This is a genomic window from Acinetobacter sp. CWB-G5 (assembly GCF_019209785.1).
Classification (GTDB): Bacteria; Pseudomonadota; Gammaproteobacteria; order Pseudomonadales; family Moraxellaceae; genus Acinetobacter; species Acinetobacter johnsonii.
In genome coordinates, this window is record NZ_JAHUTF010000008.1 from 117,103 (window position 1) to 138,006 (window position 20,904).

At 43.1% G+C, this 20,904-nt stretch carries 20 protein-coding genes; 17 read left to right on the plus strand and 3 right to left on the minus strand.

What is annotated here, in order from left to right; translation table 11 throughout:
- Nucleotides 1-44: 44 nt before the first annotated feature.
- The 11 genes from KVY11_RS12930 to KVY11_RS12980 all read left to right on the plus strand — a co-directional run bounded on the left by KVY11_RS12930 (nucleotide 45) and on the right by KVY11_RS12980 (nucleotide 9,662).
- Nucleotides 45-464 (plus strand): hypothetical protein, encoded by a 420-nt coding sequence (locus KVY11_RS12930; RefSeq protein ID WP_218289196.1) that lies wholly within the window; start codon nucleotides 45-47, stop codon nucleotides 462-464.
- A gap of 149 nt (nucleotides 465-613) precedes the next feature.
- Nucleotides 614-769 (plus strand): hypothetical protein, encoded by a 156-nt coding sequence (locus tag KVY11_RS12935; protein WP_164836596.1) that lies wholly within the window; start codon nucleotides 614-616, stop codon nucleotides 767-769.
- 246 nt (nucleotides 770-1,015) lie between these two features.
- Nucleotides 1,016-1,399: an RcnB family protein gene (locus KVY11_RS12940; RefSeq protein WP_004983820.1), complete on the plus strand. Its 384-nt coding sequence runs from the start codon at nucleotides 1,016-1,018 to the stop codon at nucleotides 1,397-1,399.
- 300 nt (nucleotides 1,400-1,699) lie between these two features.
- Entirely contained in the window at nucleotides 1,700-2,056 is a 357-nt protein-coding gene (locus tag KVY11_RS12945) for an RcnB family protein (protein ID WP_218289181.1), read from the plus strand.
- A gap of 124 nt (nucleotides 2,057-2,180) precedes the next feature.
- Nucleotides 2,181-3,533: an amino-acid N-acetyltransferase gene (gene argA / locus KVY11_RS12950; protein WP_058868595.1), complete on the plus strand. Its 1,353-nt coding sequence runs from the start codon at nucleotides 2,181-2,183 to the stop codon at nucleotides 3,531-3,533.
- 331 nt (nucleotides 3,534-3,864) lie between these two features.
- A complete protein-coding gene (locus tag KVY11_RS12955; RefSeq protein ID WP_218289182.1) occupies nucleotides 3,865-4,830 on the plus strand; it encodes a sulfonate ABC transporter substrate-binding protein in 966 nt (321 codons plus the stop codon).
- 10 nt (nucleotides 4,831-4,840) lie between these two features.
- Complete coding sequence (locus KVY11_RS12960; RefSeq protein ID WP_218289183.1) at nucleotides 4,841-5,836, plus strand: aliphatic sulfonate ABC transporter substrate-binding protein; 996 nt, start codon at nucleotides 4,841-4,843, stop codon at nucleotides 5,834-5,836.
- 26 nt (nucleotides 5,837-5,862) lie between these two features.
- Complete coding sequence (gene ssuD / locus KVY11_RS12965; RefSeq protein ID WP_218289184.1) at nucleotides 5,863-7,038, plus strand: FMNH2-dependent alkanesulfonate monooxygenase; 1,176 nt, start codon at nucleotides 5,863-5,865, stop codon at nucleotides 7,036-7,038.
- On the plus strand, nucleotides 7,038-7,853 hold the full coding sequence (gene ssuC, locus KVY11_RS12970) for an aliphatic sulfonate ABC transporter permease SsuC (RefSeq protein ID WP_218289185.1): 816 nt from the start codon (nucleotides 7,038-7,040) through the stop codon (nucleotides 7,851-7,853). The genes ssuD and ssuC overlap by 1 nt, the downstream gene beginning before the upstream one ends.
- Before the next feature lie 10 nt (nucleotides 7,854-7,863).
- Nucleotides 7,864-8,664, plus strand: a complete 801-nt coding sequence (locus KVY11_RS12975) for an ABC transporter ATP-binding protein (protein WP_151837245.1) — start codon at nucleotides 7,864-7,866, stop codon at nucleotides 8,662-8,664.
- Nucleotides 8,665-9,023: 359 nt separating this feature from the next.
- Nucleotides 9,024-9,662 (plus strand): TetR/AcrR family transcriptional regulator, encoded by a 639-nt coding sequence (locus KVY11_RS12980; RefSeq protein ID WP_004684172.1) that lies wholly within the window; start codon nucleotides 9,024-9,026, stop codon nucleotides 9,660-9,662.
- Nucleotides 9,663-9,722: 60 nt separating this feature from the next.
- On the opposite strand, the gene KVY11_RS12985 is transcribed toward KVY11_RS12980, so the two are convergent.
- Nucleotides 9,723-10,283 (minus strand): 5'-nucleosidase, encoded by a 561-nt coding sequence (locus KVY11_RS12985; protein ID WP_218289186.1) that lies wholly within the window; start codon nucleotides 10,281-10,283, stop codon nucleotides 9,723-9,725.
- A gap of 132 nt (nucleotides 10,284-10,415) precedes the next feature.
- Entirely contained in the window at nucleotides 10,416-11,552 is a 1,137-nt protein-coding gene (locus KVY11_RS12990) for a TDT family transporter (RefSeq protein WP_218289187.1), read from the minus strand.
- A gap of 206 nt (nucleotides 11,553-11,758) precedes the next feature.
- On the opposite strand from KVY11_RS12990, the gene ribF reads away from it, so the two are divergent.
- The 6 genes from ribF (at nucleotide 11,759) to KVY11_RS13020 (ending at nucleotide 19,053) form a co-directional block, all read left to right on the plus strand.
- A complete protein-coding gene (gene ribF, locus KVY11_RS12995; protein ID WP_218289188.1) occupies nucleotides 11,759-12,760 on the plus strand; it encodes a bifunctional riboflavin kinase/FAD synthetase in 1,002 nt (333 codons plus the stop codon).
- Between the two features lie 64 nt (nucleotides 12,761-12,824).
- Nucleotides 12,825-15,668 (plus strand): isoleucine--tRNA ligase, encoded by a 2,844-nt coding sequence (gene ileS, locus KVY11_RS13000; protein WP_218289189.1) that lies wholly within the window; start codon nucleotides 12,825-12,827, stop codon nucleotides 15,666-15,668.
- Nucleotides 15,661-16,200, plus strand: coding sequence for a signal peptidase II (gene lspA / locus KVY11_RS13005; protein ID WP_010325539.1), 540 nt, complete (start codon nucleotides 15,661-15,663; stop codon nucleotides 16,198-16,200). The genes ileS and lspA overlap by 8 nt, the downstream gene beginning before the upstream one ends.
- On the plus strand, nucleotides 16,193-16,675 hold the full coding sequence (locus KVY11_RS13010; protein WP_004684162.1) for a peptidylprolyl isomerase: 483 nt from the start codon (nucleotides 16,193-16,195) through the stop codon (nucleotides 16,673-16,675). The genes lspA and KVY11_RS13010 overlap by 8 nt, the downstream gene beginning before the upstream one ends.
- Before the next feature lie 154 nt (nucleotides 16,676-16,829).
- Complete coding sequence (locus KVY11_RS13015; RefSeq protein WP_114836732.1) at nucleotides 16,830-17,372, plus strand: NADPH-dependent FMN reductase; 543 nt, start codon at nucleotides 16,830-16,832, stop codon at nucleotides 17,370-17,372.
- Between the two features lie 646 nt (nucleotides 17,373-18,018).
- Nucleotides 18,019-19,053 carry a TauD/TfdA family dioxygenase gene (locus KVY11_RS13020; RefSeq protein WP_218289190.1) on the plus strand — a complete coding sequence of 345 codons (1,035 nt, stop codon included), beginning with the start codon at nucleotides 18,019-18,021 and terminating at the stop codon, nucleotides 19,051-19,053.
- 34 nt (nucleotides 19,054-19,087) lie between these two features.
- Here the strand turns inward: KVY11_RS13020 and KVY11_RS13025 are convergent, their stop codons facing one another.
- Nucleotides 19,088-20,245, minus strand: a complete 1,158-nt coding sequence (locus KVY11_RS13025) for a PQQ-dependent sugar dehydrogenase (protein ID WP_218289191.1) — start codon at nucleotides 20,243-20,245, stop codon at nucleotides 19,088-19,090.
- Nucleotides 20,246-20,904: the final 659 nt, after the last annotated feature.

Consider the following 20,904-nt stretch of genomic DNA (forward strand, 5'->3'; position numbering starts at 1 on the left):
TTTTGCGGATACTGATGCCCAACTCCATTTTTGAAGCAAATGCCATGACGGACTTGAGCAACATCACTGTACAACCCACTGAAGATGGTATGGTTAGCCTGTTGATTGACCAACAACCCATTTCAGACAAATATGGAATGAAGTTTGAAGCCAGTATTGTGGAGGAACTTCAAGCGCTAGAAAATGGCGCCACACTGAAACTTTTCGACCAGTTTGTTTTTGCCCATACCGACTTGAACTTTGAACATAGCTATCACTACGTCACGGTCATTGCCAAGAATAATGAACAATACAAAGCCAAGAAAAGCTTTGTTTATCGCATCAAAATTGAAGGTCAGCCCGACATTGAGCATGCCATCAGTAAAAATGGTGAACCGATGACTGCAGCCGATGTACGTGAATTTATCCAAGTGCATGTACAGAAATCATTGAGTGATTATACCGACCTCAACTACGCCTATTAAGCCGAATCAGTCAAGTTAAAACTCAGCTTGGCTAGCTCGATATTTTAAATCGTATTTTTAAATTATTTTAATAAAAATATTCGGTTTTTAAGATCAAAATTTCCTATTTATCATTCTGATTGATCAAGAATTGAAAATAAGGATGCAGCATGGCTGATTTGCAACGTAAACATGACACTATTCGTCATATCCATCATTTACAACTCCCCGAAAGCTTGATTTGTGCTTTAGAAGATGTCAGCCAAGCTGAATCAGTGGTTCATTTAATCCGTTCATTACAACATCTGACGCAGCAGTGGAATTAAATAATGCACTATGCGTTCTTTGACAAAGGGAGATCTGAGCCCTCAAAATGAGTCAAAAATCAGAAGAAACAAACTGTTTGCTTTGGACTTTGGCGCAATTGATGATTTAATTCAGGCTTAGAATTGGGCATAATCTTCTTAATATCTCTGCATTTGTTAATAAATACCCAATTCATCTTCACAGTTTCTCTGCATTTTTTTCGTACATTATAGGAAAGAATGAAATTACCTTAATGAGGATTCAACATGAAAAAGATTTTGACAGTATTGGCAATCTCTTTCAGTGCTTTGATGGCAAGCAGTCTCAGTACTGCTGCCCCTCAGTTTGACCACGATCATCCACGCTATGGCAATGAGCCCCGCGGACGTGACTTTCGCGATTCAGATGATGACGATCAGCAAGATCGTCGACGTATGCGCGAAGAGCGCGGTGTCAAACGTTTACAACAGCATAAATGGCAACAAGGTTATGTCATGCCACAGCATTACCGTGGTAACGGCTATAAAGTCGAATATAAAGACCATAATCTTCCAAAGCCAAACCGAAACCAGCAGTGGTACAAAATCAATAATGACTATATCTTAGTCGACGCAGACAGCAACAATATTCTGCGGATTATGGGGCTTTAATCTACGCTTCATTTTGTACAACGCAGCGACCATTATTATTGAGACCTGAATCAACACCCTTTCACCCGCTTTAGTACGACTGCATACTCCTCTTAAGAGACCACAGTCAGACACAGCATGGAAGGCGTTGTTTCAGGTTTTTTATGTGCCAAAGCTTTTGTTTGCAAGCATTGCAGAAAAACAACAATCTCCTCAGTCTCTTCATACATTTCACAATTCACCTAAATAGCCCTCACGCTTTCTCTAGAGTTATTCGCTAATTTTGAATGATCGAAACAAGACTAATACTGGACGAAAGCAATGAAAAAAATTCTGACTGCAATCACACTCTCTTTAGGCGCGCTCATGGCTACATCTGCAATGGCGGCACCACAGTACTATGACCGCTCGCATGATCATGACTCCGGTTGGGATCATCGCGATGACCGCCGTTGGGACAATGACAACCGCTACCAAAACAAACGTGTTAACCCAAGCCGAGACTGGCGCTCAGGTCAAACTTTGCCACGCGGCTATGACTCATCGCGTTATCATGTCAGTGACCGCGAAGCACGTCGCCTACCCAACACTGGGCGCTACCAACAGTGGTATAAGGTCAATGGTAACTATGTTTTAGTCAATGAACGTAATAACCGTATCCTGCGTATTATCGGTTAATTCTGGCTAGTGTCGCAAAACCGATAGAACACCTGAACGTTGCTTCAGGTGTTTTTCTATTTAAGACTTCCTCTTCTGCATTTTTTGATTAAAATCATGCTAAGCAGTTCATTTTGAGATAGGCATGCAAACGAATTCCATCGAAACACATCACAGTACAACTTTGCAGTATGTGCATTGGTTTCGACATTCTGCGCCTTATATCAATGCTCACCGTAATAAAACCTTTGTGATTATGTTCGATGGTGAAGCCGTTCAGCATGATAACTTTCAACATATTATTCACGACATTGCCCTGCTGCATTCACTCGGGATTCGCCTGATCTTGGTGCATGGAGCACGACCGCAAATCAACCACAACTTAAAACAAAGCCAACTACAAACGCCGTTTCATCAGTATCGTCGCGTCACCACCCGAGAATCTCTGGGCTGTGTAATGAATGCGGTGGGCTCGATTCGTTTGCAAATTGAAGCCTTACTCTCCATGGGACTAGCCAACTCGCCGATGTATGGTGCACGTATTGATGTAGTTTCAGGGAATTTTGTCACAGCCAAGCCCTATGGCATTCGCGATGGGGTCGATTTTCAGTTAACCGGCGAAGTCCGTACGGTCGATACCGATGCCATTCAACGCCATTTGGATAACCACAATATTGTGCTGCTCGGGCCAACTGGCTATTCCACCACAGGCGAAGTATTCAATCTGTTGGCTGAAGAAGTGGCGACCCGCACGGCGATTCATCTTAAAGCAGACAAATTGATTTTCTTGGGTAAACAACATGGTCTGCTCAATGAACATGGTCAGTTGCAACGCGAAATTTCGCCACACAAGCTCGATGCACAAATTGAAAAATACCAAGATTCGAATCCAGACATTGCCGTGCATTTACGCGGTGCCAAAAAGGCCTCCACGCATGGCGTCCATCGTGTCCATCTGATTTCCTATGCTTATGATGGTGCCTTGGTTGAGGAGCTCTTCACGCGTGATGGTTCGGGCACCATGATTACCGATGCCCATTATGAAGAAGTCCGTATGGCCAACATTCAAGATGTCGGCGGGCTGATTAACCTATTACGCCCACTTGAAGAAGAAGGCATTTTGGTTTATCGCTCACGTGAACGTCTCGAAAACGAAATTGGCCAATTTGCGGTGATTGAACGTGATGGCATGATCTTGGCCTGTGCTGCGCTCTACCCACTGCCAGCGGCAGAGGGTGAAATCCGCAGTGCCGAAATTGCCTGTGTCGCAGTCGATCCTAGCTATCGCAAATCAAATCGCGGCAGCCAAATTTTGCATTATCTCGAAGGTAAAGCCCGCAGTATGGGCATTCAACAGTTGTTTGTACTGACCACACGTACTGCACATTGGTTCTTAGAACATGGCTTTGAAACGGCCAATGTCGATGAACTTCCCAATGCACGCCAAGCCTTATACAACTATCAGCGCAACTCACTCGTCTTTAAAAAGCCACTTTAAGTGGCTTTTGCAGGATTATGGATATCTTTATTTCTCATATCTTTATCTAGAAAACACCGCAAAAATCGCTCAAATCTATATTGAGTGAAACACTAAGCTTATTCCAAAAACAAAAATACCTTTTAAATAATAAATATCAATAATTTAACCTCAATAAATTTTATATTTTATGTTTTTTATATTGCTGTTTTTTGCATAAGTTTTGCACTTTTGTTTTTATCTTTTTTTTTCATGTCTAAAGCCCGATTTCTTATTTTTTCTGAAAAGAAATGCCTATTAGCGTATGTGTTCACCAACTCACTCACCTTATTTATTTGGAGTTATGAAACACATGAGCACTTCTCGAGCACAGTTCTGGATCAAAACAAGCGTTCTTTCTGCAGCAGTCGTGGGTGCCATGATGTTATCTGGATGTGGGAAAAAAGAAGCTGAAACCGTCACACTCAATATTGGCTTTCAAAAATATGGCATTTTGCCAATCGTTAAAGAGCGTGGCACTTTAGAAACGGCGCTTAAAGCACAAAATGTCCAAGTGAAATGGGTCGAGTTTCCTGCAGGTCCACAGCTCCTCGAAGGCTTAAATGTCGGCAGTGTGGTCTTTGGTGAAGCAGGTGAAGCCCCTCCGATTTTCGCACAAGCTGCAAATTCGAACTTGGTTTACATTGCCAACCAACCTGCTGCACCTAAAGCAGAAGCACTGATCGTACAAAAAGACTCAAAGATTCAAAGCATCCAAGATTTAAAAGGCAAACGGATTGCACTCAACAAAGGTTCAAATGTGCATTACCTGCTACTCAAACTGTTAGAAGCAAATAACCTGAAACTTTCTGATATTGAAGCGGTGTATCTTCCGCCATCGGATGCACGTGCCGCATTTGAACGTGGTGCAGTTGATGCTTGGGTCATTTGGGATCCCTTCTTTGCTGCCGCTGAACACCAAATCTCAGCACGTGTGATTGCTACCGGAGAAAACTTAGTCAGTAATCATCAGTTCTATTTGGCAGATCGTAAGTTTGCCGAAACCCATCCAGAAGTTTTAAAAACGGTCGTGAATGAACTCAACACCACCACACAGTGGGTCGAACAAAATCAACAACAAGCAGCCAAATTGTTAGAAAAACCGACAGGCTTGTCTTTAGACATTTTACAAACTTCGATTGGTCGTATGGGCTTTGGCGTTCAACCCATTTCAGCCGAAGTCGCAAAAAAACAGCAGTACGTTGCGGATGCTTTCTATCAACAAAAACTCATTCCGAACCAGCTGAATATTGACGCTGCCATTATTAAACAAAAATAATGAGATCATTATGAAAACACTGAAAACAGTTTCCAGTATTGGCATCGTCACCTTGAGTCTGGGACTCGGGGCATGCCAAAAACAAGACACGGCAGCAACAAATACTTCTGAAAAGCAGGCAGCAGATCCAGTTGAAACCCTGTCGATTGGCTATCAAAAGTCGTCTTTGAACCTGTTGGTCGCACGTGAGCAAAAATTATTTGAGCAACAATTTCCTCAAGCCAAAATTGAATGGAAAGAATTCCCCGCTGGCCCACAAATGTTAGAAGCCTTGGCCGTCGGCGCAGTTGATTTTGGCTCTGTGGGCAATACCCCACCGATCTTTGCCCAAGCCGCTGACAAAGAGCTGAGTTATGTCGGCTATGAGCAGGTTCCGGCCAATGCTCAAGCGCTGTTGATTGCTAAAAATAGTTCCATTGATTCAATACAGGCCTTAAAAGGCAAACGGATTGCGGTACAACGCGGCTCAAGCGCACATGAGTTACTGGCGAAAGTCTTACAAAAAGCAGGACTCAGTTGGCAGGACATTCAACCGATTTGGCTGCCCCCTGCGGATGCGCGTGCCGCGTTTGATAAACAATCCATCGATGCATGGGCCATTTGGGAACCCTACCTCAGTGCAGCAGAGCAAGATGCACAGGCCAAAGTCTTGATTGATGGCACGGCATTTCCGCAAACCTATTCTTTTTATATTGGTAACCCCAAGTTCATTCAGACCTACCCTGAGGCCACCGCTCAGTTCATTCACGGGCTAAATTTGGCCGATCAATGGGTACTGAAAAACCAAGCACAAGCACTTTCGGTCTATACCCAAAGTACAGGTTTACAGCCCTCTATTGCCCAACGCGTCATCGACAAACGTCTGAAGCCTTCACCAATTCAAACCCTGACGCCTGAAGTGGTGCAAGCACAACAACAAATTGCGGATTTGTTCCAACAAGTCCAGCTCATTCCGAAACACATTCAAGTTCAAAGTACCGTTTGGGTTGCACCGAGCAAACCTTAAACGACTCTATCTAAGGATTTTTTAAAATGAAAATTTTCTGGTTTATCCCAACTCACGGTGACAGTCGCTACTTAGGTACCAGCAAAGGTGCTCGTCAAGTGGACCATGCCTATATGAAACAGATTGCGGTTGCCGTGGATAATTTGGGTTATGAAGGTGTGCTGATTCCAACAGGTCGTTCATGTGAAGACCCATGGTTGACCGCAGCCAGCCTAATTGATGCCACAAAAAAATTAAAATTCCTAGTTGCACTACGTCCAGGCGTGACCACTCCGGCATTGGCTGCACGGATGGCAGCCACCTTTGACCGTCTCTCCAATGGTCGGGTTTTATTGAACTTGGTGACAGGTGGCGATGAAAAAGAACTGCAAGGCGATGGCGTTTATGAAGACCACTCGACTCGCTATAAAACTGCCAATGAATACGTCAAAATTTGGCGTGAGATTTTAACCCGCTCCCATACAGGTGAAAGCTTTACCTTTCATGGCGAACGCCTAAACGTAGATGATGCAAAACTGCTATATCCACCTGTGCAACAACCCTACCCTCCACTTTGGTTTGGCGGCTCATCGGATGATGCCATCGAGTTAGCCACTGATCAGGTCGATACTTATCTGACATGGGGCGAACCCCCTGCCGCAGTCAAAGACAAAATTGACACTGTCCGTGCCAAAGCTGAAGCCAAAGGTCGTACACTCAACTATGGTATTCGTCTGCATGTGATTGTGCGTGAAACCAATGAACAAGCATGGCAAGCGGCGGAAGAGCTCATTCAATATGTCGATGATGCCACCATTGCTGCGGCACAAGCCAAATTTAAGAGCATGGACTCGGTCGGTCAACGTCGCATGGCTGAACTACACAATGGTGACCGCAGCAAACTTGAAGTGTCCCCAAACCTTTGGGCTGGCGTAGGTCTGGTTCGTGGGGGTGCAGGTACGGCATTGGTCGGTGACCCTGAAACGGTTGCAGCCCGTATTCAAGAATATGCCGACTTGGGCATCAACACCTTTATTTTCTCAGGCTATCCACATCTTGAAGAGTCGATTCGTTTTGCCGAGTTGGTGTTCCCACTCCTACCGCTTGAAACTCAAGCAAAGTTAGCACAGCCAAATTTAACAGGCCCCTTTGGTGAGATTGTGGCAAACAACTACACACCCGATGAAAACAAAAAAACCAAAGTGATTCAGGAGCCTGCCTAATGTCCAAAATTGTTTCAGTGCAAACCCTCCAACAGGAAAAGGTTTCACGTGGAACTCAGTTAGGGCAGCTATTGCTGCCTTGGCTCTTTCCTATCGGCTTGATTGTGCTTTGGCAAATTGCCTCCAGCACAGGAATTTTAGAAAGTCGGATTTTACCTGCACCAACGGCAGTGGTTACTGCTTTTTGGCACCTGCTACTGAGTGGTGAACTATGGAAGCATGTGCAAGTTAGTGCAGGCCGTGCCTTACTCGGCCTATTGGTGGGTGGGGGGTTAGGGCTCTTTCTGGGTTTGTTAAATGGTTCATCGAAAACGGCGTCAACCCTACTCGACACCACCCTACAAATGATCCGAAACATTCCTGCACTGGCACTTATTCCGTTGGTGATCTTATGGTTCGGGATTGATGAAACCGCCAAGCTGTTCTTGGTTGCGGTCGGGGTCTTTTTTCCCATTTACATCAACACCTATCACGGCATACGTTCGGTAGATCCACAACTGATTGAAATGGGGAAAAGCTATGGTTTGACCCGTTGGCAACTGTATAAAGAAATTATTTTACCGGGTGCGATGCCCTCTATTTTAGTCGGACTACGCTTTTCACTGGGTTTGGTATGGGTCCTGCTGATCGTTGCCGAAACCATTTCTGCCCAAGCGGGCATCGGTTATATGACCATGAATGCGCGTGAATTTTTACAAACCGACATCGTCTTGGTGGGGATTTTACTGTATGCCCTACTTGGAAAATTGGCTGATGTACTGGCCATCACATTAGAAAAATACCTGCTGCGCTGGCATGCAGGATACCAAAAATAAGGAGTTTGAGATGACTGATTTAAGCCTTGGTCGCCATGCCAATATTCCGTCGCCGCCAAATCACAATCAAGACATTAACCCTCAAGCGGTGCTTGGGGCCGAAATTATTATCGAGCAACTGCATAAGTTTTATGGTTCAGTTAAAGTCCTTGAAGACTTAGATCTACATATTCAGCCGGGTGAGTTTTTAGCCATTGTCGGACGCAGTGGTTGTGGTAAAAGTACCCTCCTGCGCCTGATTGCCAACTTAGAACAACAAAGCTACGGCGAAATTAAGTTTAAGTCCGCACGACACCTCCGCGAAGGGATTACCGCAGACGATATACGGGTCATGTTCCAAGATCCACGACTGTTACCATGGCGTTCAATTGAACAAAACGTACAACTGGGGCTGCCGAAACAACAACATGCCACTGCCTCGGGTCTGCTTGAAAAAGTCGGACTCAAAGAAAAAGCGGGACTTTGGCCTTCGCAGCTCTCTGGGGGACAGCGTCAACGGACCGCTTTGGCACGGGCTTTATCACATAAACCACGGATTTTATTGCTCGATGAACCTTTGGGTGCACTCGATGCCTTAACCCGCTTAGACATGCAGAATTTGATTGAAAAATTATGGACGGAACAGGGCTTTACCGCCATTTTAGTCACCCATGATGTCAGTGAGGCCGTTCAACTGGCCGATCGGATTATTTTGCTGGACCGTGGCCATATTGCCAAAGAGTTTCAAGTCGACCTACCCCGCCCTCGCGTCAAAGATATGCCGTTCAATACCCTTGAACAGCAGGTGTTAAATGCGGTTTTAGCCACATAAGTAGACTAAAAAATCCTTAGCTTGGGGGGCTAAGGATTTTTTATGCTGAATTTCAGTCAAAAAAGCAGAAGACTGTCATATGACTTAAGCATACTTTATTTTAAATAATGTAATAAATTTCACGTTATTTTTATCAAAACATGCCACTTCACATTGAATCATTTCATATAGTTTAGACAAAATAGTTTTTATATAATTATATTTTATTGGACAACTTTTAGAATTTATCGCAATTTAAGAGCCAATCTACAGAATAAATGATCATTATTCAAAAAATTAAATTTCCACTTTGTGCACAAATCTGATGATTTGCCGTACAATTTGTCCTTCCCCCTTTTTATTGTTTTTTAAATTAGAGAATGGAACAGAAAAAGAGTACTCAAAAACGCCATCAGCTGCTGAATGCTGCACTAGACGTCTTCTCGCTCTATGGATTTAATGGAGCAAGCTTAGATGAAATCGCACAGATTGCTGAAATGCACAAATCGAATATTTTCTATTACTATGAAAATAAAGAAGCTTTGTACGTTGAAGTTTTAACGACGGTTTTACAAAAATGGTTAGCCCCACTACAGATGTTAGAAGCTGACTTAGAGCCGGAAGAAGCGATCACCAACTACTTATTGCAAAAGATTGAGGTTTCTCGGACTCAACCAAAAGCATCTCGCTTGTTTGCGTTAGAAGTGATCCAAGGGGCTCCGCATATTTTGGAAATCCTCAAAGGGCCTTTAAAGAAGTTGGTCAAACGTAAAGCCAAAGTCATTAGCAATTGGCAAGAGCAAGGTAAAATTTCAACTGAAATAGACCCTGAGCTGTTAATCCTCAACATTTGGGCATTAACACAAAATTATGCTGACTTTGCCACGCAAATGGAAATGGTAACAGGTAAAACCCTACGTAACCGCAGTATGCAACAACGAGTCATTCAACATACCGTGCATATGATGCTGTATGGCGTGATCCCGCGAACACCGTCTGAATTATTCAAAGCTGAGTAATTTTGGCATACGACCATAGCACTCTATGGTCGCCGAATTGAAAAAGACAGAATCAAAGCCTCAGATACTTTCAAATAATGCTAATAATTTCTGAGCTCCCAATAACAAATTGTCTTCCCAGTCCAAATGCGCGGTGTCGTTGGCACCATCTGAAATATATTTGACCGAAATCAGACGGACACCCTGTTTTTTACAGACCTTTGCCAGCGCATATCCTTCCATATCAACCAAATGACACGGTACTTTGGGTTCACCCGTTTCAAAGCTATCCCCTGTTCCACAGATGCCAGTGCGGAGGTATTGGAAAAACGGTTCTAAATGAATTTCCGCAGGATGCATGGTGTCAAATGGGGTAAAACCGACAGTGAAACCGAGTGGAGACACATCCATGTCACGTTGTACGAATTGAGAGACTTCGACCAATTCGTGCTTATCAAAATACGTACTGCCTGCTGTACCTAAATTAATCAGAGTTTTACAGCCTGTTTTTTGAATGACTTCAAATGCTTTATAGGCCGCGTTGACTTTACCAATACCGCTGTAGTGAACTTCAATCCCTGCTTGCTCAAACAATCCTTTAGACTCATTCGGCAAAGCCATGATCAATGCAACATCCGACATAAAATACTCAATTAACAGACTTCATGCGTGCCATTAGAAAACAAATCGATCCGAAAGAAAAGCGCCTCTGGTCTCTGCTCAAACAACCTACATAAGATCAGATGGCGCTTTAAACTGAAAGGATTGTAGACCTCATTTATACTGCTGTTCTAAATAGGTTTTTAAGCAGGGCGAAAAGAACAAATCCCCTTGATAAAAACCGTGTGCCGTCTTGGTTGCAACCAAACTCCATAACAACATCAGTATGGCTGCAAAAGCATAGCCAACGGCATACAGGAAGGCCAAATTGAGTTGCTGGGCTAAGGTTAAGATTGCGAGTGTATATACGCCCAATGGGAAAGTCAGTCCCCACCAGCCCAAATTAAACGGCAAATCCTGTTTGGCATGGTGCAAAGTCGTCAGTACCGCAATCCCCAACCACCACAGCCCAAAACCCAGCAGAATTAAACTGGCCAAAATTCCCGCCTGCTGAAATAACTGACCTAGTTCTGTTAAGCCCAAACTCGCCATCAGCATCGGTGCCTGATGCCCCAGAACCAATAACGCCAAAGCAGCAGTGCCTATCGGTCCCAAAGCTAACCAACTGCTGACCGCCAACTCTTTTTCAGGCAATTTATGTAAGACCAAACGCAACATTAAAATCGTTAAAATTGCAAAGGCGGGTAATACTGAAACACCCCACAACACATAACTCCCCAATAAAATCGCAACGGCGTGAGTATCAGCTGCCAAATGCCCCAGCAATAAACCACCACTGCTGGCTGCAACTTCACAGGCCACGATCGGCAATAACCACACCGCAGTCATCTGCTGTAAAGCATGCTCCTGATGCCGATACATGGCAAAAGGAACTGCCCACGCCACCAAGAGCGCCAAGACTACATCTGCATACCAGAGCGCTTGAGCAATCTGTACAGCTGTGTCGCCATAAATAGGCTGACCATACTTTAAAAAGCCATTGAGGATGGTGGCCAGCGCCATCGGGATCGTCCCTAAAAATAGGCTCATACTTGGATGTTGAAAAATCTGTTTGGCTTCGTGCGGATAAAATGCCCAACGTAAGCCATATAGCACACTAAAAAGTACGAACAGTAAAATATTGAAATACCACAGCCCTGTGCCCAGTTGCCATGTGATTGCCTTTAACATCGGAAACTCTGATACAATTAATGCCACGACACCTGTTCCCATACTGACAGTGAACCAGTTGGGGGTGAATTGACGAATGATATTGTGGCGCTGTCCAAGTTGTGTAAATGGTTTTTGCATGAGTTCGGCCTCATTTAAAATCTACATTTATACTAGTCAAATTTATAAATAAGAAAAATTGATTAATTTATATTAAATAAATCAATAAAATTGATATAAATATACTTTGCACTAAATTTTGCGTTGTCAAAAAACAACCACAAGACGAATGCCCAAGAATATGGCAATATATAAGCCGTTCTTAATTCCAAGCACTTGATTTGCCCATGAAGCTGCTCCGTCTAAATGCTTTGCCCTCAAATACCCAATTAGAAAAAACCGCTGTCACCATCGGTAATTTTGACGGGGTGCATTTGGGTCATCAAGCCATGATTCATCAGCTCAAAGCCGTTGCAAAACAACAAAATCTAAAAACAGTGGTGATGATTTTTGAACCTCAACCACTTGAATTCTTTAAAGGTTATGATGCTCCACCGCGTATTTCGTCATTGCGTGAGAAAGTCGAATATTTAACTGAGCTGGGTGTGGACTATATTGCGGTCGCGAAATTTGACAACAGCTTCCGAAGTTTAAGTGCAGAACAATTTGCCGATATTTTAAAAGAAAAACTCAATGCCCAAAGTTTAGTTTTAGGCGATGACTTTCACTTTGGTAAAAACCGCCAAGGCAACAGCGAATTTCTAGAAAACTATGGTTTTCAAGTCCACAATCTAGAAACCATCCTCTCAGAAGGTGAACGCGTCAGTTCAACTCGGATTCGCCAAACACTGGCCGCAGGGGACTTGGCGCTGGCTGCTCAGTTATTAGGGCGCCCTTATAGCATTACGGGTCGCGTACAATATGGTGACCAAATTGGCCGAACCCTTGATTTTCCAACCATTAATGTACGTTTAAACCGACATAAACCCTGTTTAAACGGCATTTATGGTGTAGATGTGATGTGTGAAACCACGTCTTTACGTGACAAAGTGAAAGCAGACCAGCCTGATCGATTAGGGGTTGCAGGATATGACCATTCAGCGCTTTTTGGTGCGGGTCATGTCGGAACACGTCCAGCCATTCAACAAGCACAGCCAGAATGGCGATTAGAAGTACATTTCCCTGATGTTTCTGCTAATCTGTATGGCTTGTTAATGCGGGTCACTTTCTTAAACTACTTACATGGTGAAAAGAACTACCCTTCGCTGGAAGCACTAAAAGCGGGAATTGATGATGATGTGGTGAAACTGCTTGAGTTCCGCCAAAACACCCCCACATTTCCCTTTTAAATACCAATCAATTTTATGTAAAACGCGTCAGCCGAGCCGCTGATTAAATTGGAAGACATCTTGCATGAGCGATAAGCAAACTACTGAAAATGCAGTGGATTATAAAGCCACACTCAACCTCCCAGGTACCGAATTTGCCATGAAAGCAAACCTTGCGGTGCGTGAAGCAAAATGGTTAGAAGAGTGGTATGCCGACAACATTTATCAGCAGATTCGTGCGTCGCGTATTGGCAAGAAAAAATATGTCCTGCATGACGGCCCTCCTTATGCAAATGGCCAAATTCACTTGGGTCATGCGGTCAATAAGGTTTTAAAAGATATCATTATTAAAAGTCGTATTCTCGACGGCTTCGATGCCCCTTATGTACCGGGTTGGGATTGTCACGGCCTTCCGATTGAACTAAAAGTAGAAGAGAAAGTCGGTAAAGTGGGTGTGAAGGTGGATGCTTCTACTTTCCGTAAAGCCTGCCGTGAATATGCTTACACCCAAGTTGAACTGCAAAAGAAAGACTTTGTACGTATGGGCGTGTTTGGTGACTGGGACAATCCTTACCTGACCATGAACTTCAAGCAGGAAGCGGACATTGTGCGCTCTGTTGGCGCGATTGCAAAAGCAGGCCATATCGAACCAGGTCTTAAACCTGTGAATTGGTGTTTAGACTGTGGTTCAGCTTTGGCTGAAGCCGAAGTGGAATATGAAGATAAAAAATCTGACGCGATTGACGTTGGCTTTACGGTTGTCGACTTAAAAGACTTAAGCGCACGTTTAAATCTCAACGTAGACGCTGCAACAGATATCGTAATTTGGACCACCACGCCTTGGACTTTGCCTGCAAACCAAGCGGTTGCCGTCCATGCTGAAATTGACTATCAACTTGTTCAAGTTAGCACCGACCGTGGCGTGCAAAACTTTATTTTAGCTAAAGACTTGGTTGAATCAGCAGTTGAGCGTTATAAGCTTGAAAACCCTGTGGTTCTAGCTGATTTTAACGGCTCAGTAATCGAAAACCTATTATTACAACACCCGTTACTGACTGATCGCCAAGTGCCTGTGATTTTAGGTGAACACGTGATTGCAACCAGCGGTACAGGGGCGGTACATACGGCACCTGGCCATGGTGTAGACGACTATAAAGTTGGCTTACAGTACAACTTAAAAGTTGAAAACCCAGTGGGCGGTAATGGTGTGTATTTACCAACTTCACCGATTTTTGCAGGTGAGCACATCTACAAAGCCAATCCAAAAATCATTGAAGCTTTGGGTTCTGTCGGTCGCTTATGGGCACATCAACCGATCAAACACAGCTACCCACACTGCTGGCGCCATAAAACGCCGATTATCTTCCGTGCGACCCCACAGTGGTTTATCAGCATGGATGCTCAAGGTCTGCGTCAAAACGCGTTAAATGCGATTGAAAACGAGATCAGCTTTGTACCTGATTGGGGTAAAAACCGTATTCAAGCCATGATCGAAGGTCGTCCCGACTGGTGTATTTCGCGTCAACGTACGTGGGGTGTGCCAATCCCATTCTTCGTGCATAAAGACACCAACGAACTCCATCCGCGCACAGCAGAGTTGATCGAAGAAGTCGCGAAGTTGATCGAACAAGAAGGAATTGACGCTTGGTATAACCGTGAAGCGAAAGATTTTATCGGGGATGAAGCGGAACAGTACAACTGTGTTCGTGACACTTTAGACGTGTGGTTCGACTCAGGCACAACGCACTATGCCGTACTGCGTGAACGCGAAGAACTCACCGATCCTGCTGATTTATACCTTGAAGGTTCAGACCAACACCGTGGTTGGTTCCAGTCTTCATTGCTCACCTCGATTGCGATCAATGAACGTGCGCCGTACAAAGGCTTACTGACTCATGGCTTCGTGGTGGATGAAAAAGGCCGTAAGATGTCAAAATCTTTGGGCAACATCATCACCCCACAAGACATCATTAAAGACATGGGTGCAGATGGCTTACGTTTCTGGATTGCATCAGCCGATTACCGTTATGAAATGACTGCTGGTAAAGAAATCTTTAACCGTGCATCAGATGGCTACCGCCGTATTCGTAATACCTTGCGTTTCTTATTGGCAAACTTAAATGGTTTCAAACCATCGACGGATGCACTGCCTGTAGATCAATTGATCGCACTTGATCAATACATCTTGCAACGTGCAGCGGACGTACAGAAAACCATTCAACAAGCCTATGAAGATATGAACTTCCATATCGTGGCAAATGCACTAACCAACTTCTGTATCAATGACTTGGGTGGTTTCTACCTCGACATCATCAAAGACCGTCAGTACACCACCAAAGCCGATTCACAAGCGCGCCATTCAGCTCAAACTGCGCTGTATCATTTGGTTCAAGCCTTTGTACGTTGGATGTCACCAATCTTAAGCTTTACCGCTCAAGAAGCATGGCCACTCATTCCAGAACAAACTGAGAAATATGTATTCACTGCGGAATGGTATGACATTCCTGTGGCTTCAAAAGCAAACTTGTTGTCTGAAGCCGATTGGCAAACCCTGATTGCAGTGAAGTCTGCGGTGAACAAGTTCATCGAAACTGCGCGTACCGCGAAAATTGTGGGTTCAAATCTCTCTGCCAAAGTTGAACTGTGGGCAGATGCAGAACTCAAAGACGTACTGGATCGTCTAGATGATGAACTTCGATTTGTTATGATCACTTCACAAGTCTTGGTCAATGCATTCGATGCAACTCAAGGTGAAGCCTCTGATCTGGCGGGTCTGAATGTTCAAGTCTCGGCGGCTGATGGTGAAAAATGTGTACGCTGCTGGCATGTTCTGCCAGATGTGAATACACATGTTACACATCCAGGTCTATGTGGTCGTTGTATTATCAACCTTCCTACAGGCCAAGGCGAAGAGAGAAAGTATGCCTAACCCACAACATAAAAAGGGCTTATTCCAATTCTATCCGCACAATTTGGTGTGGGTAGGTTTGGCTATTCTAGCCATTGTCTTAGATCAATGGACCAAATGGATTGCCAGTACCCATCTGAATTATGCAGATCCAGTACCAGTCCTGCCCTTTTTAAATTGGACTTTATTGCATAACTATGGCGCAGCCTTTAGTTTCTTGTCCGATGCGGGCGGCTGGCAACGCTATTTCTTTACCTCTCTTGCAGGTATTGTGTCTGTCATTTTTCTGTTTTGGCTGATGCGTATGCCCAAAACCGTGAAAGTGCTGCCCATCGCGATTGCCCTAATTTTAGGTGGTGCTATAGGGAATTTAATTGACCGTGTAACATTAGGCTATGTGGTTGATTTTATTCATGTGTACTATCAAAACAGCCACTTCCCTGCGTTTAATATTGCAGATAGTGCGATTACGCTAGGAACGATCCTTTTGTTGATCGATACCTTTTTTCTCGAAAAAAACCGTATCCAACGTGCCGAAGTAAACCATGACTGATTTTATTAATCCCAATGAAGAAACTCGCGTAAGCGAAGGTTCAAAAGTAGAGTTACATTTTTCTGTTTGCATTGAAAATGGCGTAGAAATTGATAACACACGTAGCCGTGAAGAACCTGTGAGCCTTGTAATGGGTGATGGTAGCTTACTCCCTGGTTTTGAAAAAGCACTGTTCGGTTTACGTGCTGGCGACCGTCGTACTGTAAGCCTACCACCAGAAGATGCTTTTGGCCCGTGGAATCCTGAAAACGTACAACAGTTTGATACAGTCAAATTTGAACAGCGTCCTATTGAAGGGCACATGATTGAATTTGAGGACAAAGCTAAACAAAGTCTTTATGGTGTGGTTAAAACTGTAGGTGATGACATCACCGAAGTCGACTTTAACCATCCATTGGCAGGTAAAGATATTACCTTTGAAGTGGAAATCTTCAAAGTGACCCCTGCCGGCCAACAAGGCATCAAAATTATGTAAAGCCACAGATCGACTGTCTGTGTGTCAGCCAAAGCTCCTTCGGGGGCTTTTTTAATGCCTCAAACATTTGTCGATCAGATACACATTCAATCTATGCAAAGCCTAATTTTCATACTACCGTAGCGTAATCACATTTATTTCCCAAGGATTTTTCATGAAAATTCAGGTCATTATAGGCAGTGTGCGCGAAGGTCGAACAGCCATTAAAGTTGCGCGATGGGTGCAAAAAGGCTTTGAACAACTTGAACTCAATACGGTCCAACTCGAATTAGTCGACTTAAAAGAGTGGGATTTGCCAATTTTTTCAGGTGCAAATCCCCCAATGACAGGGATTTATGATCAACCCAAACAACAAGCATGGGCCGACCACATTGCCCAAGGTGATGCCTTTATTTTCATTAGCCCCGAATACAATCATGGTTATAGCCCTGCACTTAAAAATGCCTTGGATTACTTAGGCAAAGAATGGCAAGGCAAACCTGCAGCCTATATCAGTTATGGCGGGACCAATGGCTCACGCTCCATCGACCAAATTCGTCAAGTCGGTACTCAACTCGGTCTGGTCGATACCAATGCGGTGATTGAAATTCGAGATATTTTTTCACGCAATAAAACCGAAGATTTTGAACCAAATCCTTTTGATGAGAAGAATCTAAAAGCAGCAATTGATAAACTCATTAAATATGTCAGCGCATAAGCATGAGATTCTTCTGTACGCTATTGCTTACAGTAACTTAAGTATTTGTCGGCTTTTCAATAAACAGCATCGACGCTATAGTTAAATCATACAGAGACAGGATGTCTCAGATGAAAAACAAAAATAACAACATACACAGCAGGATGCTGATCGGTAGGACAGGAGTTATACCGCTTGAAAGAATTTTAAAAGCCCTCGACAGGATGTCGGGGGCTTTTTAATTGTATTGATTTTTAACTCAATGCTTCTCCACAAGCCCAAATCTAGATCAAATATTAACTAACCTCTTATATGCTTCAATGCTTTAAAAGATGCTCGTGAATACAAACCAAATTGGTCTACTGGGATGTCTATCTTAATTAAAAAATTCATAAGATAATGATATAAAACAAAAATATAAACACATGCAAAATTTAGAAAATGATCACTTCCGTCCAACGTACATATTTAAGCGCTAATCTATAAATTAGATCCATCAAATATTAAGACTTTCACCGTTTGTCGGTATGTTCTTCTGTACAACGAAATATTACATCTGGCGCTCGCACTACACTTTATACTCTCGCCCACTGAACATTTGCCGCTTCACCAAAATGCTTCAGTCCAATACAATAAATTAAAAAAACAAAAAATAGAGACCATTCACATGCAACTAAACACCACACTTTTAAATGATTATTGCAAAATTTATGTCGCTGATCCTGAATATACCAATGTAGATGCTCTAGCCGCCTACATTAGAGTCCATCGCGCAGAGCTTATGCAAGAGTTGCATCAGTACGGCATCTTATTATTTCGTGGCTTTAAATTACAACATCACTATGAATTTCATGAGTTGATCGAACATCATTTTCAGCTTGAACCTTGGCATACATTTACGCCTAAAAAATCAGGTTGGTTCGCCTCTCTCATGCGTAAATATAGCGAAAATCGCGTCAGTGATGATAGACCTTACCTCAACTGCAATACGGTACAATTAGGCTCTGTTGAAAACTCAATTCAAGGTCCACATGTCGAAGGTGGCCTACATTCGACTCGCTCACGTTATATTGCCTTGTTTTGCCAAGAACCTGCGAACCATGTGCTCGAAACAGGGTTTAATAACCTCGAAAAAATTTGGGCCCATTTTCCAGTCAGCGTACAGCAAAAATACTTAGGCGCATGGAATCATTTTTCTTATATTTCAACACGTAAACTTAATCTATTTGATCGCTTGCTATTAAACAAAAAGCCCTTTCGTTTCAACAAACAACCAAATAAAGAAACCAAACTTACCTTAAAACGCTCACCTTTCGTTGTCATACACCCGAACACGCAAAAGTTGATGATCCAGCCGTGGGCTTTTGCAAACAATACCAACGCTTTTGCCCACCAAGCTGCACAAAAAAGCTTTAAGCAGCGAGGAAAGCTTCAACCAGACCCCACGGCTAACTGCATGCAACTGTCATGGGAACTTTTTACCCATGAAGGTGAAAAAATTGAATGGACCGATCAGGAAAAACAGCACTTCTTTGAAGCCTTATATCACGATGCACTCTTGCTCCAGTGGCAAAAAGGGGATGTCGCCTTGGTCGATAATATTAAAATTGCCCATTGGCGGATGAATGGCAAACAAGGACAACGAAAACTGATGCAGATCCAAGCCAATGTCTTCAATGCCGATCGACATGCTGCGCTTTAAGACCGTCTTTCTTAGCAACACTCTGTTTGGGTGATTAATGTGAAAGAAGCTGAATTAAATCTGCATGTTTCCCATCCTCAATCACCCAAATACTGCCATCTTTCGCTTGTTGTAAACCACGGATACGTTCTTTCATATCTATCCGTTGGATTTCTTTTACTGGCTGTGCTGTGGTGTCTACAATAATTAATACTTTAGATGAAAGCCCACCAATGATGGCTTTATCCTGCCACTTTGGAAACATCTGTCCCGTATAAAAAATCAAACTCGATGGAGAAATTACGGGTGTCCAGTCTAATTTTGGCGCTTCAAACTCAGGCCGCGTGGCGTGGTCAGGGATATTCACACCACTATAATGATCACCATTCGAAACGATTGGATAACCATAGTTTTTAGCCTTTTGAATTAAATTAAGCTCATCCCCACCTTTGGGGCCCATCTCCACCACCCAAAGTTGTTTTTTGGCATCCAAAGCCATTCCTAAAGGATTACGATGCCCCAAACTCCATATTTGTTTTGCGATATCCCCCTGCGCCTGAAATGGATTATCTAAGGCAACCGAACCATCATCATTCAAACGAATCATTTTTCCAAGGTTCGATTTTAAATCTTGTGCAGGATCAAACTTTTGCCGTTCTCCCGAACTAATCCATAATTTCCCTGCGCTATCAAATAATATCCGATGTGCATAATGTCCCTGCCCGCGCACCTTGGGTACTTGTTTCCATATCGTTTTAAGGTTATCTAATTTTGGCTGTGTCTGATCTAAATTCAAATCAGCACGAATCACAACCGCACCAAAACCTTCTTGCCCTGCTTCTGCATAGCTAAGATAAATTTGATGGTTTTGTGCAAACTCAGGATGTAAAACAATATCGCCCAATCCACCCTGGCCACCATAAGCCACTTTAGGTATATTCCTAATGAGAGTCTTTGTCTGATCGATGGGACTAAATAAAATCAACTGTCCTGATCTTTCAGTAATTAATAATCGCCCATCAGGCAATACCGCTAATGCCCATGGCTCATTAAATTCAGCAATACGTTTGAGGTCTATAGATGTGCCTAAAGAAGCAGAACTGGCCTGTTGTTCCTGTGCTGCTGACTCCGCTGGTCTTTGTCCATGACATGCCATTAATCCAAAAAATGCACTCACTGTCATCAACAAACAAAAAGCTTTTTTTCTCAGCATTGCCTTCCCCATTAAATGCACGATCACCATTCATTGTAGAGAAATCATAAATACAACGTTACCCGCATTGGTAACAAGATGAATCTGTATAAGTTAAAGCTTACAAATACTGAGGAAAGTGACCACTAGTCTTAAAAGAGCTTACAACATATATTTAAATCATCAGGAAACAGGATGTTTCCCAAACTTAAAACAACAATAATCAGTTTGAGCATCAGGATGTGAGATATAACAGGAGTTGTGTCTAAGCACTGAAATACAAAGAAACCTCGACAGGATGTCGGGGTTTCTTTTTTTATTGAGCACATTAAAATCTAAATCAAAACCTGTTTTGGCATATTTTGCATGATCACGAGTTAACTATAGCCATTCTTTTCCAACAGGTATAAATGAAATAGCTGCCCAATTGCTCAAAATGCATTCATATTGTTAGTTAAAATTTCTTTTAGTGAATAATAAATCATCAAATTCAAGTGAAAAACTAAATCTATTAAATTTTAAAGGCTATGTTTTATCTAATATTTTCAACCTTCCTTGCATAAAAAAATCCCCCTATCTCATTTGAGTTAGGGGGATTTGAATTAATGAGCTGGCGATGACTTACTCTCACATGGATAACTCCACACTACCATCAGCGCTAAGAGGTTTCACTTCTGAGT